Genomic DNA, 15,949 nt, shown 5'->3' with positions numbered 1-15,949 from the left:
TCCTGACCGGCTTTCTGAAATTTACACCGCATCCTGCAAGATTCTACAGTAGTAAGAGCGACCACAACCCGTAAACTTTAGCCAGTAGATTTCACACTGACAAAGCTAAGCGGGATAAACGCCATGACTATTAAGAGTCTTCTTCTTGGCTCTGTTGCTGCACTTATTGCGGCAACCGGAGCGCAGGCCGCCGACGCTGTTATTGCGCCGGAACCGGAAGCCGTGGAATATGTGCGCGTTTGCGATGCTTACGGCGCGGGCTATTTTTACATTCCCGGCACAGAAACCTGCTTACGCATCGGCGGATATGTTCGTTACGATGCATCTTTTGGCGATGATCCCTACACCGGCAGCAAGCTCGGTTATGTTGATGTGAATGGCGACCATCAAGACACTTGGGATAAACTCGCACGTTTCACTCTGCGCACCTATACCACTTCGGAAACCGAACTGGGCACGCTCAAAACTTTTACTGAAAACCGCTTCAACTTCTCAAATGGTTCACAAGGCGCCCATACGCTGAATTATGCTTATATACAGCTTGGCGGCCTGCGGATGGGGCTGGATGAATCCGCATTTCATACTTTCACCGGATATCTCGGCGACATCATCAATGATGATGTGGTTGCAGCCGGTTATTACCGCACCAATCTGATCAGCTACACTTTTGCCGGCGGCAATGGTTTCTCAGCTATCATATCGCTCGAACAAGGCGGCGATAAAGGGCAAGATAATTATTATGATGATGCCTCCGGTGTTTGGCTGCAGCGCGATTTCAACAACCGTATCGACAGCTATATGCCGCATGTTGTTGGCGGCCTGAAATTTGAACAGGGTTGGGGCGCTATTGCAGGCACTGTCGCCTATGACTCCAATCTTGAAGAATGGGCCGGTAAAGTTCGCCTTGATGTGAATGTAACAGACACACTCTCCCTGTGGATGCAGGGCGGTTACGCTTCTTATGAAGAGAATACCGGCATGTATGGAAACTGGGGTGGTGACTGGGCTGTCTGGGGTGGTGCGCAGTACAAAGCAACCGACAATGCGACTTTCAACATTCAGGCTGCTTATGAAGATTGGGGCAAAACTGCTTTTGCTGCGAATGTCGCCTATCAGCTGGTTCCGGGTTTCACCATCACTCCGGAATTCAACTACACCACATGGAAAAAAGACCATCCTGTTCGTATTCTCAGTGGTGAAAAAGATGCTGTCGGCGGTGTGGTTCGTTTCCAGCGCTCCTTCTGATGAACAGTATTAAGGAGATTTTTCAACGATTATTCTCCTTAACAGACGTGGATATTTAATAGTTCTTCTGACCTCCAGTCTTTGAAAAACTAATAATGAAAGCCACGTTGGGAAGACACGGTGAAAAGGAGACTTTTCACCGTGTTTTTTTGTATCTGCCCCCCTGCCGATCATTTATCTCCGGCGAGGCATTTATTAGCTGGATACAAATACATAGATTAACTTGATTATTTAAGTCATATTTACTACACACATAAAATTCCTGACAGAATCCTTTATGCGGTAGCGGTAGTTTTTGACCTGATAATGTGGAACTTCACCTCCCTTTTTAGAAATTACAGCGCAGAGCTGCAACGTTTCCTGCGTCGCCGCGGTGCTGCGCAGGATGTGGCGGCAGACCTGACTCAGGAGACTTTTCTGCGCCTGATGACCTCAGCGCGTAAGAATAAATTTGCAACCCTGCCCGATAATCACAAAGCCTATCTTTTCCGCGTAGCTGCTAACTTGCAGACCGACCATGCCCGCAGCCAGAAACTGAACCCGCTGGCAGGCCACACCGCCGCATTAAGCGAAACATTTGCCGATCCCGCGCCGCTGGCCGATGAAATTTTGATCAGTGCTGAATTCATGCGCATACTCGAACAGGCTTTGTCGGAAGTGCCGGATATTCCGCGTCGGGTTTATCTCATGCGGCTTGACGGCAAGACATTTGCTGACATTGCCCGTGAATTGCATCTGCCGCTGCAAACTGCCTATAGTCAGATGAACCGCGTGATGATCCATCTGCAATATCGCATCAGTCAGGCGGAAAACGGTCTGACAGGTAAACGCGCATGACCACCAAACCAGATATCAGCGACAATGAACACTGGAGCGCGGAGGCCGAACAGGCACTCGATCCGGTGATGCGCAGGGCAATCGACTGGTTTACAGTGCTGAGTGACGGACAAGCCGATGCAGAGACAATAGCCGCGCATCGGCGCTGGATTGCAGCCGATCCGCACCATGCCGAGGCCTATAGAAAAGCGGAAATACTCTGGGCAGGTACAGCGCAGATGCACCGGATACAAAAACGCAAGACCACGCGCCGCATGAACCGGCGCAATTTCGGCAAATTATTGTTGCTCGCCGCTTTTGGCGCAGGCAGCTATGGCGTGATGAAAACAACCGCACCGGATTTTCAAACTGCCAGCGGAGAGCGCCGTCTTGTGGCTTTAGCGGACGGTTCGCAAATTCATATGTCCGGCGGCACTGCTCTGTCCGTCAAAATAACAGAGACGCAGCGCAATATTATCCTGCATCACGGCGAAGCCTATTTCAGCGTTGCACGCGGTCAGGCGCCTTTCACTGTTCAGGCAGCTTCCGGCCGTGTGACAGCGCTTGGCACAAAATTCAATATTGCTTTGCTCAATGATCTGGCTGAAGTTCTGGTGACAGAACATGCTGTTCGCATTGATTATGCTGCACAATCCGTCACGTTGCAGCAGGGACAAAAACTCACTTATGAAAAGCAGCAGATCAGCGCTCCGCTGCCTGCGGACGACCAGATTGATCTGTCATGGCTGGAAGGACGGCTGGTTTTCATCGACAAGCCTTTGAGTGATATTGTTCAGGTGCTCAATCGCTGGTCGGCAGAGCAGCTGATATTAATGGATAGCAGTCTTGCACAACGTCCGGTGACACTGGTCATCAATATTCAGGACATTGATACGGTGCTGACACAACTCACCCAAACTTTGCCGATTAAGACCCGCCATATACCGCTATGGGGCACGCTGATTTATAGCGCCTAGAGCGCCGTGTGCCAGATTGGGCACACATAGGTCGCTCTAACACTTTCAAATTAGCGGAAAACTGCTCTTTCAAATTATTTTTTAAAATATGATAATTTTTATCAGAAAATCACAAAAGCTTTCCGTCTTACAGTCAGAACCTGTTTGCTGATCTGGAGAAACGGAATGCCATTGCCGGTAAAAAGCGGAAACCTCAAAAAGCGTATGATTTTGCGTCCGCAAATATGGGCCTGTTCTGTGGCGATTGCTGCACTCATTATGCCTGCGGCTCATGCGCAGCAGCCTGAAGCAACTGCGACGGCTGCCGCAGAAGCAAAACGTGACTTTTCGCTTGCTGCACAACCACTGTCTTCCGCGATTGTGCGCTTCGCAGCGCAAACCGGCACGAATATTTTTGTTGACGGCACCCTGCCCGCCAATATCCGCACCGCACCCGTGCGAGGCAAGCTGAGTGTCGATGCGGCACTTGCACAAATGCTCAGCGGCACAGGCTATTCCTATCGCCGCAATGATGCGCGCTCTTTCACCCTGATCCGCCCCGGCACACAGAATGCAGCAAAGGCAGGTAATGCGGATGTGCAGCTGAATGTGATTACCGTCAACACCGGCACGCCGAGTGTCAGCGGTCTGGTTGCCGGTAAAGATGCCCCTTATGAAACAACTGCGGCGGTAACCTCCATTGATGCGGCTACACTTCAGGAGAAGAATGCCGGTAATATTGATAATGCCCTGCGCGCATCTGCAGGCACATTTACCCGCAAGGCAATGTCCGGTGCCGGTGTTGCGGTCAATATACGCGGCATGGAAGGCTATGGCCGTGTGAATATGATGATTGACGGTGCCCGTCAGAATATCCGCGTGATGGGACATGGCGTGTCCGGCGGCTCTGCCTTTGTCGACAGTGATCTGCTCGCCGGAATGGATATGGGGCGCGGTTCTCTGGGTGGTGCTGCCGGTGTCGGCACGCTGGGCGGGGCGGCCAATTTCCGCACTCTGGGTATTGATGATGTGATCTTGCCCGGCAATTCCTATGGTGCCATGTCGACCATTAAATTCGGTAATAATGCCTATGACTGGTCAAGAATGGCTGCAGCCGGTGCACGCACGCAAAACGGTATCGGTTTTATGGGCGCTTTCAACCGTCGCGACTCCGGCGCACCGAAAAGCGGGGTGGATGAAAAAGGTCGCCGCCTGATCAATCCCAACCAGCAGGAAGATCTGAAGTCCGGCCTTGCCAAACTGGAATTTGGCAATGGTGAGGATCACAAACTGCTGCTGGGCGGTGTCTGGTATAATAATAAATCCACAATCCGCAGTGAACCGCAAACCTATCGCAATCAGACTTATACGGCGCGTTATGATTTCACGCCCGATAATGACCTGATCGATCTGACCGTTAACGCCTATTATAATGATGCGCAGGTCAGATTTACGGAAGGAAATTATGCAGGGCAGTTCACCCGCGATAAGGGTATGGGGATTGATGTCACCAATCGCAGTCATCTGGATCTGACCAATGATATTGCGCTGAAACTGACCTATGGCGGCGCATACTATCATGATGATGTGACCAATGGTCAGTCCTGGGGCACAGGCGGCCCCGGGGACGGCAAAATCGGCATTGGCAGCCTGTTTACCGATGCGACTTTCTCCTATGGCATGTTCGATCTGACAACCGGCTTCCACTATGACACATTCCGGCTGCAGGGTGATGTTGCCAGAAAACGCGGCAGCGAAACCGTGCTAGAAGCAATAGACCGGTCTGACAGCAGCCTCAACCCGCGGGTCACACTGGCTGTAACACCTGTGAACGGCATCCAGCTCTACAGCACCTATGCGAAAACCTTCCGTCCGCCGACTGTGACTGAAACTTTCTTCCCTGGCGCACATGGCAAGACACCAAACCCGACCAGTCCTAATCCTGATCTCGAAGGCGAGACCAGCAAGGGTTGGGAATTCGGTGTGAATGTGCTGGAAAAAGATGTGCTGGCCTCCGGCGATGCCCTGCGCATGAAAGCCAATTATTTCAGCAATGATGTTGAAAATTACATCACATCAGGCCCTTACTCGATGAAGAATATGCCGATGCTGAAATTCATCAATATACCGGGTAAAACCCGTATCAAAGGTTTTGAACTGGAAGCCAATTATGACAGCGGCTTTGCTTTTGCCGGTATTTCCTACTCAAAAACCAAAACAGACCTGCCTTATGGCATGTGGTCGGACGGTTTTGGTATTGGCGAGCTGAACGGCCTGCCGGACTATACTGTGACCATTAATGCCGGTTTCCGCGCATTGGATGAAAAACTGACAATCGGCGGACAAATCCGCCGTGTTGGCAAGACCAAAGCGGTGAAACCGCCGATGGGACCTCAGCTGATTGATGTTGAAGGCTATATGCTTGCAGATGCCTATGCTTCCTACAAATATAATGAAAATGCGACCTTCTTTCTCAATATTGAGAATATCACCAATCAGGCTTACAAGCCTGCGCAATATATGGATGCACAAAAACTCGGCCGTGGCCGCACGGTTATCGGCGGCATGACACTGCGTTTCTGATCCGCATAAAAATGATCGGAGCGCTGATGATACTTCAGCGCTCCGCTTAGAGCATAATTTTAAAGTGCCAGAGCGAGTTTTGTGCGCCCCTTGTGCGTCCAACGGGGGCACGGAGCTCTAATGTGCAGCACCGACATAGAAATATGTACCGGCCATTGCACCGTTCAAACCGCAATAAGGCACAGTGCCGGAAGGCCCGTTTTCCGTGAGCTTCAAAACTGAACCTGCACGGGTCAGCTCTATCGTCCAGCCATTATCGACAGCAACTTTCCCTTTTGCTTCGCCATCAGGCTCTACAACACCTTCAGCATTGCATGTCCAATAGCCTGTGACCTGTTCCGTGCCATTGCCGTCGAATGTAAGCTTGCCCGCTTTATCGGCAGAGATTGTGAGCAGCGCATTATTGTTACGCCATGTTCCCTGTAATCCCGCCGGAGGCGTTGGTTCAACAGCACTGAGGATTTTCTCCCTGTTGGTCAGCGTAAACTCAAGCCGTTCCGTCAGCCTCTCCTGCGTTTGTGTGGTCAGAGTGAAAAGTTCATCTCTGTCTGCAATGAACTGCCGTTGATCATTCCTCAGGGCTGCGGCCGCTTCATTATCCAGCTTCTTCAGCAATTCCGCATAGGTTTCAGCGAGTTTCTTATCCGCTGCAGAAATCTCCGCAGATGCACAAATAGCCTTCTCGGCATCACCGGATGCTTTTGCACAATCAAAGGAAGGCGCCGCCTGAGCCGTCATCAAACCTGCGGTTAAAGCCGCCAGCGCCCAGCCGGATTTATGCATCAAAGAAATCAGCATTATGAAAGCCTTTCAGTGCAAATATGAACCGTCGTCAGACCGAATATCAACAACCTATACAAAAATGAATTTCCATAAAACCGCATCAACGCATCAGCGCATCACAATAGATTACACAATTTCATCAGCAACAATTTTGACATCGAAACAATAATTGCAAATTATATCTTCCGGAAGCTTCTGTTGTTTCCTGTTGCGCCAGATATAAAAACAATGCTCTTTATGAGCCCCGTAAAATTTACGCCAACACAACAACATTATTGGAGTCGCGGTTATATGAGATATCGCAATATTACCCTCATTTGCGGTCTGGCTACTTTCCTGACAGTTCCGGCAGTTGCAGTCTCTGCTCAACCCCTGTTTGAAATAACAGCCGTAAACCGCGATGTCGTTCCCGCCGGTGTGCCCGCAGCCTTTGAAGTTGCATTCCCGAAAGCTGCGCGCAGTGAGGCCAAAGTCACAGTCGGCGATGATAATTTTCTTTTTGTGCCTTTAGCATTCATCCCGTTATCTGATACCCGTGTTGCCCTTGTAAGTACCGGTGCCAATGAATGCACCAGTCAGGCTTGCTCAGGTCTCAATGCTGTCCATTATCTGGACCATGATGCAGGCGAACCGCGATATCCCTATACATCTCAGGGTGAATGGCTGAATGTCGGCATGACAGGCGTTGTCGGCAATCCCGCAGACAACTGGGGATGGAGCGCAGATATTGCTGACGCGCCGGTTCTCTACACGGAAGGCGGTGGCGGCGGACAGGGACTTTTCTGCTCATTCGGCGTTCTGACCGAACTTGGCGCATCCGGTCCTGTTGAAATCGCACGCATCCCAGTCGCTTTCTCCGATGCCCGTGATGAAGCAACAGCCAAAGAAGTTACCGGCATGATTACTGCCGCTGAAAAAGGCAAAAGCATTACGGTTTCCTACAAGAGCGGATCAGAGAGTTTTCAGGAAGTCTATAAGCGCGGCGCAGACGGGCGCTTCACCCTTGAAGGTCAGAGCCGCGTTCCTTCCTGCTGAACTGCCGGATGAAAACACCCGCAAACCGGCCGGAGGGGATTTCCCCTTCGGCAATTATATTGACCGCAATACAAAAATAATGTCTTTTTATATAAGCAATACTTAAAATCCAACATTCGGAACGGAGCGTCTATGGCAGCAGAAGGGCTTGGACAAACACTCGGACCGGCAGTGGTACTTCTCGCAGCAGGTGTGGCGGCTGTACCGCTTTTTCGCAGACTTGGTCTGGGCTCTGTACTTGGCTATTTCGCTGCCGGTGCTCTTGTCGGACCATCCGTTCTGGGGCTGTTTACTGACCCTGCCACAATACTGCATTTCTCCGAACTCGGCGTTGTCATGTTTCTCTTTGTCATCGGACTGGAGATGCGACCAAGCAAACTCTGGACGATGCGGCATCAGATTTTTGGCCTTGGCCTGGCGCAGGTTCTCGGCTGTATTGCCCTGCTCAGCGGTGTCGGAATGCTTCTTGGTCTTGCGCCCGTCACAGCCCTGATTGCCGGAGCGGGTTTTGTCCTGTCTTCGACAGCCGTCATCATGTCCATGCTACAGGAGCGCGGTGAGATCGCGACGCCTGAGGGACAAAAAGCCGTTTCCATTCTGCTGCTTGAAGATCTGATGATCGTGCCTCTGCTGGCACTGGTGGCTTTTCTTGCACCCCAGCAGCAGGAGGCCAGCGGCCTGACCGGCATCGCAATTGCCGTCGGCGCCATTCTGCTGCTGATCGCCGTCGGACGATGGTTGCTTGATCCGTTTTTTGCCTTGCTGGCACGCGCCCGTGCTCGCGAAGTTCTGACTGCCGGTGCCCTGATTGTTGTGCTCGGCGCCGCATTGCTGATGGAAGCCAGCGGCCTGTCCATGGCAATGGGTGCCTTTCTGGCCGGCGTTATGCTTTCCGGATCGAGTTATCGTCACCAGATTGAAAGCGACATTGAGCCTTTTAAAGGGCTTTTAATGGGACTGTTTTTTCTTGCCGTCGGCATGTCGCTCGATCTCGGCATTGTCGCAACCGACTGGCCGACGATCCTCTTATTTCTGATTGCCTATATTCTTACCAAAGCCGTCGGGATTTACAGTGTTGCACGGCTTTTCGGCTCAAGTCACCATCATTCACTGGAACGTACCCTGCTCTTTGCGCAGGGCGGTGAATTCGCTTTCGTGCTCTACACTTCAGCTTTCGGCAACGGCCTTATCGATGCCCGCGACAATGCATTGTTTTCAACGGTGATTATTCTGTCCATGGCCGTCACGCCGCTGATCCTGCTGGCAGGCGCACGGTTTATGAAACAGGAAACCGCCTCCCTTGACGGCGTTGAGCCGGTTTGCAATCTGAAAGGCAGGGTTTTGCTGATCGGCTTCGGGCGTTTTGGGCAGATCGCATCGCAATTGCTGCTGGCACATCAGACAGAAGTCGCCATCATTGAATCCGACCCGAACCGTATCCGTGAAGCGCAGAAATTCGGTTTCAGGATTTTCTATGGTGACGGATCACGGCTCGACATTTTGCATCATTCCGGCGCAGATGAAGCTGAAATCATCATGATCTGTATTGATGATCCCAAAGTGACCAATCACATTGTTGATCTGATTAAACAGCATTTTCCCGTTGCAAAACTTCTTGTACGATCGTTTGACCGAACCCATTCCATTGAATTGCGCAAGGCCGGTGTTGATTTCGAATTGCGTGAGACTTTTGAATCCGCACTGCTCTTCGGTATGGAAGGGCTGCGCCAGCTCGGTCTTGATGATGAAAGCGCGGTTGATACGCTTTATGATATCCGCAGCCGTGATGCCAAACGTCTGACGGAACAGGTTCAGGGTGACATTTTTTCCGGACGCGAACAATTACTCACCGGCATCCCTGTGCCGGAACCGCTGACCCCACCGGCAAGAACAAGCACCGCAGAAGATACGCCTCAATAACCGTCAGCATGCATCAGACTTCACCGGAAGCCCGCTGCGGTTATTTTCACTTCCCGCAGGTTCATATTCATCTGGTTTTGAAAACGGGCAACCGCCGCATCACTGAGACGGCGAATCATCACTTTGTCACCGCGTTTGAGCGCATCAATATAGGCCGCATGCTGGACAAGAAAATTCAGCATTGAGGTTTCAGCGAGCGCCTGACGCTCATCATTACCCAAGCGGGAAAATCCCGGATTATTGCTCAAGGCCTGCCGGATTTGCTGCCGCACAGCACTCGCTTGCTGCTGATTATTATCGCTGCCATTGGCCATCATCCAGTTCAGGATCAGATAGGCAGCAACGGCATCAACCACATCGCCGGAGCGAAATCCGTCTGCCTTAACAATACTGACCCAGCTGGCGACCGGATTACGTTTGCGGAAGATTTCCCGCACTTGCTGTCCGGCCTGACGTCCCGATGTTTTTTCCACGAAATCCGTAAATTGTCTTTGCACCCGTAATGATACAGCCGGAGATGCAAGATAGGTTGTGGAGACTGCTCTTTGCTTGCTTTTCCTCTGCGGTGCAGGGCGCTCCCGCGCAGAGGGCATCATATTATCACGCATGGATTGATGCATCTGTCCGAGCGCATCGCTCGCCGCAAAATTCTGGAACAGATAATCCTGCGCCATGCCGGAATTCGGCACTCCGAGGAACAGGATAACCGCCCAGCAGAGGCGTTTGCTACTCATGCAGTCTCTCCGTATCACGTTGAGGAAAGCTCAGAATATTCAGATCATGGTAGCAGATGATTTTTCTGTGTCCATAAAGTGGCCAAAGCTTCATAAAAGTCTGAGAACGCGCCTTTGATTGACCACAGTTGAAATAATAAGTGTAATGTCACCACCGGCAAGCGCTGATATTGAATATTTCAGTCAATGGAACAATTTCACCTATTTCATGAGTTGAAACAGCTATGACAATCATTCGCAAAATACCGGCACTGAAAATCATTATTACAATTGCAACATTGTATAGTGCGCCGGTTTTTGCGGCCAATATCACATTGGACAGTTTCATCGGTGCAACAACCGATATCGATGCTGCAAAGCTTGAAAAACTGGCCGTTGCGGTTGAAGCAAATCTGCCGGAAACAGCCAATCATTTGCAGAGCAATATTGGCGGGCGCAAAGCCCTGCAACAATACGCATCTGCTATGCTGACACATGGGCAGGCAGAGCGTTTGGGCAAGCAGTGGGCGGGGCTTATTGCGAATAGCGCTATGCTGGACAAGGCTGAGAAGAAAGACGGTAGCGTGTGGTTTCCCCATGCAAAAGATGCCGGTTTCTTTGCCGGTGGCATTACCGCAGCGCTCAGCCAACACCCTCAGGCGATCGGAAATTTCAGCACCGGAGCCGGTCTGGCTGCACCGGCAGCAGGGCAGGATATTGCAGAATGGTTCTCCCAATCTGTATCTGCGCTGTCGCGTCCGGCGCGTGCTGCATTCGACCAATCCCTGCGTGCCGCTGCCGTGCACTGAATATGTTGTTCGGGGAAAAGTTTAAAGATGACAAATATTTATCCCGCTTATAGAAGTGCGTAACAGCAAATTCCGTTACCATGAAAAGCGAGACCGGATATGGCCTTCGACATCATTCTTTCTCAGGGCCGTATTGCCGACCGTACATTGGGCGCAATTCCCGGTGCCGCCCTCACCGCCGCTATGGTTGGGGAGCTCATCCCCGCAACGGTCACCACGGTCGGAACACCTTCACCGGCCAAAGAGGATGACTGGTCAGAGAGCCTGCCTCAGGCGCATGACACATTAACCGCTATCAGCAATGCTGTGGCAAACAGCCTTCGCCAAAACCGGATACCGGTGTTGCTTGCCAATACCTGTTCAGCAAGTCTCGCCAGTCTGCCTGTGGCTGCCCGCGAACGACCGGACAGTGTGGTTTTATGGATTGATGCCCATGGCGATTTCAACACCCCTGCCACAACCGGCTCCGGCTATCTTGGCGGCATGGTAGTTGCTGCGGCCTGCGGCCTCTGGGACAGCGGCTCAGGCAGCGGCTTGCGGCCGGAACAGGTGATTATTGTCGGCGGGCGGGACATTGATGATGAAGAAGCTGCATTGCTGCAAAAAGCCGGTGTCCGCGTTATTCCGCCATCAGAAGTAACACCGGAAGCCATTATAAAAGCCACCGGCGATGCACCGGTCTGGATTCATGTTGACTGGGATGCGCTTGAACCGGGCTTTGTGCCTGCCGCATATAAAGTGCAGGACGGCTTGCTGCCGGAACAACTCCGCGCATTATTTGCAGCGCTGCCGCGTGAGAAAATTGCAGGGATTGAACTTGCGGAATTTGAAGCATCGGATGACGATCAGGCCAATGCCGCAGCGCTGACCGTCCTGAAAGAGATTGTCACTCCTTTATTCACAAAAGGATAAATATCCAACCTGCTGGCTGCTCACAAGCAATCTCAGGGCTTAGCGATGACGCGCCGCCGCTTCTGATCATATTGCGTATGAATACCTGCATGAAAGCGCAGTTCCGGCAATTGCGCTTTCACTGACACAGCCTGTTCCGCCAAATTACGCGCTACCTCTGCACAGGCCTGTTCATAATCAGCCGCTTCCAGCCATATTTCCAAGAGTTTCTGGCCGTGCTGTACAGCCCGGTAATCGCTGATACCGGTCTTGGCTGTTGCCATCGCCTGCCGGATAAGATCAGACGGGATCATACGCAATGTGCCGTCTGCTGTGCGCCAATAGAGAATATCATCGCAACGCCCCTCAATCCGCTTCAGACGAAGACTGACGCAACCGCACGGACAAGGTTCATTATCGGGGATTAATATATCGTCGAGACGATATTTCAGCACCGGCTGTGTCTCGCGCGTCAGATCCGTGATGATTGGAGCAAATGCGCCGCTGGCTTCATCAATTATATCACGCTCAATATGCATATAGGCTTCGTTAAGATGCAGATTACCGGCGCGGCAGGTCATGCCCAACACACCTTCCGTGCATTGATAGACCTGATCGACCCGCACGCCAAACACCGCTTCAATCGCGCTTTTGTCCTCCGGTGACAGCACTTCCGCCACGGAGATAAGACAGCGCGGGGCGATATTGATTATCCGCTCCTTCTGCGCCTTTGCCAGCAGACCAAGAATTTGCGCCGGTGCGATCAGCACTGTGGGCTGCTGATCCGCCAGTCTTTGCAAATGGCTGTTAAATGATTGTAACAGATCATAAAATTCAAAACTGATCAGCGCATTGCCCAGCCGCTCATAGAGCATATTATTGGCGCGCAGAAACAGAGACACACGCTGTCGCTGCAGGAATGACGGTGAAAAACGCCCCAGCATCAGCGCAGCCCATAATGCCCGCTCACGCTTGTTCGAGGCAAAAAGCCCGCGTTGTCCTGATGTGCCGGTGGAAAGCCCCACAGCAATATTGCGGATCATCGGTGCGAAATCACGTTCCTGCTCCGAGGTCAGCGCAACAAGCAGTGCTTCTTCCTTCGTGATACCGACGGTATTGATATCGGTGAAATGCTCCATCATCAGAGCTTTATTCATCAACGGCCAGTCAGATAACGGCTTACCGGCATAAGGCGCATAAAAAGGAGAGCGCGGCATGATATTGCGGCGCAAATGCTGAAACGCCTTTTGCTGATGCTGCGAAATCGCCTCACGGGATGCAAAACCTTTGCCATATCGGGCACGGAGAAAGACGGTAAGCGGGTTCATCCTCTCTTCTCGCAACTGTTCAGAGGATAGGCTTCCATGCAATGCGAGGCCATAATCCGCACCTGCGGATTGGCCAGATGAAATGCGCGCAGCTTTGCAAAGGTCTCGATAAAAGCATTGCGGTCGCCAAGACGGCGTAAAGTCATATCCGGCGGCAACCGGTTTTGTCTCAGTGCTTCAAGGCTCCAGATCGCGTCCGCCACCAGAAAAATTGCGCCTTGTGTTGTGGCAGGCAGAAACAAACCTGTCTGACCGAAGCCATGCCCCGGAAGTTCCACAACCAGCGCCGACTGATCGCCCAGAAGGTCATAACCATTGCCGAAAGCCTCAAGCCCGTAAGTTGCAAGACTGACGCAAGGCAATGACTCGACGGCCTGCAAATTAAGAGACTGTAGCTTATCGCGGATGAGCGCCGGACATCCCGCCTGTAAAGTCGCAAAACGGGGTGCGGCGAGTTTCTCAATCGCCTGACGCGATGTTATCACCGGCGGCATTGCAGGCAGATCGAACAGGCCCGACACATGATCGGCATGAAGATGCGAAAGAAAAACAAGATCCGGTTGAGCAATGCCACGCTTTTGCAACTGTTTTGGCAGGCTGTCATCAGCATCAAAGGTAACGGGTGTCAGCCAGCGATAAATCCGCTCGGGGAAAGGTGTCGTTGCCTCTTCGAACAGCCTACCGTACCCCGTATCAAACAGAATAGTGCCGCGCACCGGATGACGCAGCACTGCAATACCGGCAGGAAAGCGCCCGATGCGCCACGATGCACCGCGCTGCGTCATCGCCAGCGGCCCGCTGCAATAGCCGACATGAAAAGCTGTAAAATCCAGAATGGTTTCAGAGATTGCCGGCATAATCTTTAATCCCGTCCTCAATCGCCACGGCCGGCCTGTATCCCAGTTTTTCCTGTGCTTTACTGATATCCAGTGTGAGACTGCGACCGAGCGAGGCCACTGCCTGACAGGTCAGCACCGGCTCGCGGTCAGGTGCGAAAATGCGATGCAAAAATTCCAGCCCTTTGGCCAGCCGCATGGCATTACCATAGGAAATATGAATTTCACGCGGATGAGCACCGTTTAATGCACAGACTGCTGCAAGCAATTCCGAGAAACTGTAAGCCTTGCCGGACGTGATATTGAAAACCTCACCGCAGGCATTTTCACTGAAACCGGCCAACGCCATAGCCTGTGCTGCGTCCGACACATGAGTAATATCGATCCGGCTTTGCCCGCCGCCGATCATCGGCACCCGCCCGCGGCGGATTGCCTGCAGTAAACGCGGCATCAGCGAGCGGTCACCGGTGCCGTAAATCGCTCTGGGACGCAAGGCACTGGTGCGCATAGCTCCCTGCCGGTCTGCGGCAAGCACCAGACATTCCGCTTCATATTTGGTGCGGGCATAATGACTGGGGAAATTTGCAGGCAATTCCGCATCTTCCGCCAGATTAAACCGGTCTTCTCCGTTGGCATAAATACTCGGTGAAGATGCGAAGACAAACCGCGCCACATCCGCTTTGCGTGCAGCATCCAGCAAGTGCTGTGTCGCGGTTACATTGATCGCCTGAAAATCTTCCGCTTTGCCCCAAGCTGTTGAAAGAGCGGCGCAATGAAAGACAATATCAACCTGCTGAAAGGCTTGCGCCGGATAATTGGCGCGCAGGTCAAAAGAGATAAACTCAATCCCGTGCGCTTGCAGCAATTGACCGGCACGCGCATCACGCCCCTGTGCCAGAACCTGATGTCCCTGCGCAGACAGATATTTTGCCAGAGCGTTGCCGAGGCATCCTGTTGCCCCTGTCACAAGTATCTTTGCCATTAATACCGCAATATTGTTCCGCCGATGGAAATCCCTGCCGAAGTACCGGCAAGCAAAACCAGATCATTGCGCTTAAGCCGTTGTTCCGTCACCGCCATATGGAGTGCCATCGGAATGGACGTGGCGATCTGATTGCCGAAACGCGAAAATGTCTGGATAACCTTATCCGGATGAAGTCCGATCCGTGCCAGTCCGTGTGTCAGTGACGGGCCGCTCGCCTGATGGGGAATGATACAGTCAATATCCGCAATATTCAGCGCACCTTGCGCGAATAAACGCTTCAAAAACCGTGGCAGATAACGCGCCGTTACGCGGAAAGCTGCCTGCCCGTTCATGCGGAAATAAGAGGCATCCGCTGCCGCCGCCGGATCAACCGCGGCTGATATCCGCGTGCCGCCACCGGCGAGAACACAGGCATCGCGCCCTTCCGAATAGGTTTCAAATCGGCTGGCAAGCAGACCTTCGCCGTCGGCTGTCAGCACAACGGCTGCTGCACCATCGCCAAAAATGGCGGCAACATCCGGTTCATTCCAGTCCAGACCGACTGAAGCAATATCTGCGGAAAAGATCAGTACATTGCGGGCAAGCCCCAATTGAATTTTCATAGCGGCAAGATCAAGCGCCTGAATAAAACTGAGACAGGTTGCATTCACATCATAAGCTGCAATACCGGATTTTCCCAAACCCAGCCGGTGCTGAACCAGTGTAGCGGTTGAAGGAATAACCTGCTCCATAACCCCGCAGGCGCCAAGGATAAGATCAAGCTCCTGCGGCGCAATACCGGCAGCATCCAGTGCCTGCAATGCGGCCTGCTCAGCCATGAAAGAACTGGTTTCCGCACCTTGCGCCACATAGCGGGCATTGAGGCCAAAGCGGTTTTCCACAGTACCGGACGGCCAGTCCAGCATCGCATCAATTTCCGTGGAGAGAACACATTTTTCAGGCAGATAAGCGCCGGTTCCTGCGATTTTCAACCCTGGTTTCAATCCGGGATTTCCCGCACCATTTTCAACGATGGCCATTGATACTCGCATTTAAATTATGGTGTTCCT

General features: G+C 52.2%; 14 protein-coding genes. 8 read left to right on the top strand and 6 right to left on the bottom strand.

Translation table 11 applies throughout. From position 1 onward, the window contains the following. Window positions 1-123: 123 nt before the first annotated feature. The 4 genes from LDL70_RS02190 (at window position 124) to LDL70_RS02175 (ending at window position 5,600) form a co-directional block, all read left to right on the top strand. Entirely contained in the window at window positions 124-1,245 is a 1,122-nt protein-coding gene (locus LDL70_RS02190) for a porin (protein WP_225686588.1), read from the top strand. A 306-nt stretch (window positions 1,246-1,551) separates the two neighbouring features. After that, complete coding sequence (locus LDL70_RS02185) at window positions 1,552-2,082, top strand: RNA polymerase sigma factor (RefSeq protein WP_225686586.1); 531 nt, start codon at window positions 1,552-1,554, stop codon at window positions 2,080-2,082. Further along, a complete protein-coding gene (locus tag LDL70_RS02180) occupies window positions 2,079-3,038 on the top strand; it encodes a FecR domain-containing protein (RefSeq protein ID WP_225686578.1) in 960 nt (319 codons plus the stop codon). Before LDL70_RS02185 ends, LDL70_RS02180 begins: the two co-directional genes overlap by 4 nt. A gap of 165 nt (window positions 3,039-3,203) precedes the next feature. Next, window positions 3,204-5,600 carry a TonB-dependent receptor gene (locus tag LDL70_RS02175; RefSeq protein WP_225686569.1) on the top strand — a complete coding sequence of 799 codons (2,397 nt, stop codon included), beginning with the start codon at window positions 3,204-3,206 and terminating at the stop codon, window positions 5,598-5,600. Window positions 5,601-5,717: 117 nt separating this feature from the next. On the opposite strand, the gene LDL70_RS02170 is transcribed toward LDL70_RS02175, so the two are convergent. Continuing rightward, window positions 5,718-6,398 carry a lysozyme inhibitor LprI family protein gene (locus LDL70_RS02170; protein WP_225686560.1) on the bottom strand — a complete coding sequence of 227 codons (681 nt, stop codon included), beginning with the start codon at window positions 6,396-6,398 and terminating at the stop codon, window positions 5,718-5,720. A gap of 276 nt (window positions 6,399-6,674) precedes the next feature. Between LDL70_RS02170 and LDL70_RS02165 the strand changes: the two genes are divergently transcribed. Both LDL70_RS02165 and LDL70_RS02160 read left to right on the top strand, forming a co-directional pair. Next, window positions 6,675-7,418 (top strand): hypothetical protein, encoded by a 744-nt coding sequence (locus tag LDL70_RS02165; protein WP_225686550.1) that lies wholly within the window; start codon window positions 6,675-6,677, stop codon window positions 7,416-7,418. 132 nt (window positions 7,419-7,550) lie between these two features. Next, a complete protein-coding gene (locus tag LDL70_RS02160) occupies window positions 7,551-9,338 on the top strand; it encodes a monovalent cation:proton antiporter-2 (CPA2) family protein (RefSeq protein WP_225686548.1) in 1,788 nt (595 codons plus the stop codon). 20 nt (window positions 9,339-9,358) lie between these two features. On the opposite strand, the gene LDL70_RS02155 is transcribed toward LDL70_RS02160, so the two are convergent. Then, window positions 9,359-10,072, bottom strand: a complete 714-nt coding sequence (locus LDL70_RS02155) for a DUF6683 family protein (RefSeq protein WP_225686545.1) — start codon at window positions 10,070-10,072, stop codon at window positions 9,359-9,361. A gap of 224 nt (window positions 10,073-10,296) precedes the next feature. Between LDL70_RS02155 and LDL70_RS02150 the strand changes: the two genes are divergently transcribed. Beyond that, entirely contained in the window at window positions 10,297-10,860 is a 564-nt protein-coding gene (locus tag LDL70_RS02150) for a hypothetical protein (protein WP_225686543.1), read from the top strand. Window positions 10,861-10,959: 99 nt separating this feature from the next. Then, the gene (locus tag LDL70_RS02145; protein WP_225686541.1) at window positions 10,960-11,772 is read left to right on the top strand and encodes an arginase family protein; all 813 of its coding nucleotides are present in this window, start codon (window positions 10,960-10,962) and stop codon (window positions 11,770-11,772) included. A gap of 32 nt (window positions 11,773-11,804) precedes the next feature. On the opposite strand, the gene LDL70_RS02140 is transcribed toward LDL70_RS02145, so the two are convergent. From LDL70_RS02140 to LDL70_RS02125, 4 genes are read right to left on the bottom strand one after another with little or no spacing between them, the layout of a single operon-like run. After that, window positions 11,805-13,079, bottom strand: a complete 1,275-nt coding sequence (locus LDL70_RS02140) for a F390 synthetase-related protein (RefSeq protein ID WP_225686539.1) — start codon at window positions 13,077-13,079, stop codon at window positions 11,805-11,807. Continuing rightward, window positions 13,076-13,936 (bottom strand): MBL fold metallo-hydrolase, encoded by an 861-nt coding sequence (locus LDL70_RS02135; RefSeq protein ID WP_225686537.1) that lies wholly within the window; start codon window positions 13,934-13,936, stop codon window positions 13,076-13,078. Before LDL70_RS02135 ends, LDL70_RS02140 begins: the two co-directional genes overlap by 4 nt. Continuing rightward, window positions 13,920-14,897, bottom strand: coding sequence for an NAD(P)-dependent oxidoreductase (locus tag LDL70_RS02130; RefSeq protein ID WP_225686535.1), 978 nt, complete (start codon window positions 14,895-14,897; stop codon window positions 13,920-13,922). Before LDL70_RS02130 ends, LDL70_RS02135 begins: the two co-directional genes overlap by 17 nt. Continuing rightward, complete coding sequence (locus tag LDL70_RS02125; RefSeq protein WP_225686533.1) at window positions 14,897-15,931, bottom strand: 3-oxoacyl-[acyl-carrier-protein] synthase III C-terminal domain-containing protein; 1,035 nt, start codon at window positions 15,929-15,931, stop codon at window positions 14,897-14,899. Before LDL70_RS02125 ends, LDL70_RS02130 begins: the two co-directional genes overlap by 1 nt. Between the last annotated feature and the right edge of the window lie 18 nt (window positions 15,932-15,949).

It is taken from the genome of Pseudochrobactrum sp. XF203 (assembly GCF_020341615.1).
Lineage (GTDB): Bacteria > Pseudomonadota > Alphaproteobacteria > Rhizobiales > Rhizobiaceae > Pseudochrobactrum > Pseudochrobactrum saccharolyticum.
This window is presented reverse-complemented; position numbering and strand designations above follow the sequence as displayed.

What these genes read in the sequence shown, in the direction of transcription:
- LDL70_RS02155 (WP_225686545.1), bottom strand. Translation starts at nt 10,072, where the DNA reads ATGAGTAGCAAACGCCTCTGCTGGGCGGTTATCCTGTTCCTCGGAGTG.
- LDL70_RS02135 (WP_225686537.1), bottom strand. Translation starts at nt 13,936, where the DNA reads ATGCCGGCAATCTCTGAAACCATTCTGGATTTTACAGCTTTTCATGTC.
- LDL70_RS02170 (WP_225686560.1), bottom strand. Translation starts at nt 6,398, where the DNA reads ATGCTGATTTCTTTGATGCATAAATCCGGCTGGGCGCTGGCGGCTTTA.
- LDL70_RS02150 (WP_225686543.1), top strand. Translation starts at nt 10,297, where the DNA reads ATGACAATCATTCGCAAAATACCGGCACTGAAAATCATTATTACAATT.
- LDL70_RS02160 (WP_225686548.1), top strand. Translation starts at nt 7,551, where the DNA reads ATGGCAGCAGAAGGGCTTGGACAAACACTCGGACCGGCAGTGGTACTT.
- LDL70_RS02165 (WP_225686550.1), top strand. Translation starts at nt 6,675, where the DNA reads ATGAGATATCGCAATATTACCCTCATTTGCGGTCTGGCTACTTTCCTG.
- LDL70_RS02140 (WP_225686539.1), bottom strand. Translation starts at nt 13,079, where the DNA reads ATGAACCCGCTTACCGTCTTTCTCCGTGCCCGATATGGCAAAGGTTTT.
- LDL70_RS02130 (WP_225686535.1), bottom strand. Translation starts at nt 14,897, where the DNA reads ATGGCAAAGATACTTGTGACAGGGGCAACAGGATGCCTCGGCAACGCT.
- LDL70_RS02145 (WP_225686541.1), top strand. Translation starts at nt 10,960, where the DNA reads ATGGCCTTCGACATCATTCTTTCTCAGGGCCGTATTGCCGACCGTACA.
- LDL70_RS02185 (WP_225686586.1), top strand. Translation starts at nt 1,552, where the DNA reads ATGTGGAACTTCACCTCCCTTTTTAGAAATTACAGCGCAGAGCTGCAA.
- LDL70_RS02180 (WP_225686578.1), top strand. Translation starts at nt 2,079, where the DNA reads ATGACCACCAAACCAGATATCAGCGACAATGAACACTGGAGCGCGGAG.
- LDL70_RS02190 (WP_225686588.1), top strand. Translation starts at nt 124, where the DNA reads ATGACTATTAAGAGTCTTCTTCTTGGCTCTGTTGCTGCACTTATTGCG.
- LDL70_RS02125 (WP_225686533.1), bottom strand. Translation starts at nt 15,931, where the DNA reads ATGCGAGTATCAATGGCCATCGTTGAAAATGGTGCGGGAAATCCCGGA.
- LDL70_RS02175 (WP_225686569.1), top strand. Translation starts at nt 3,204, where the DNA reads ATGCCATTGCCGGTAAAAAGCGGAAACCTCAAAAAGCGTATGATTTTG.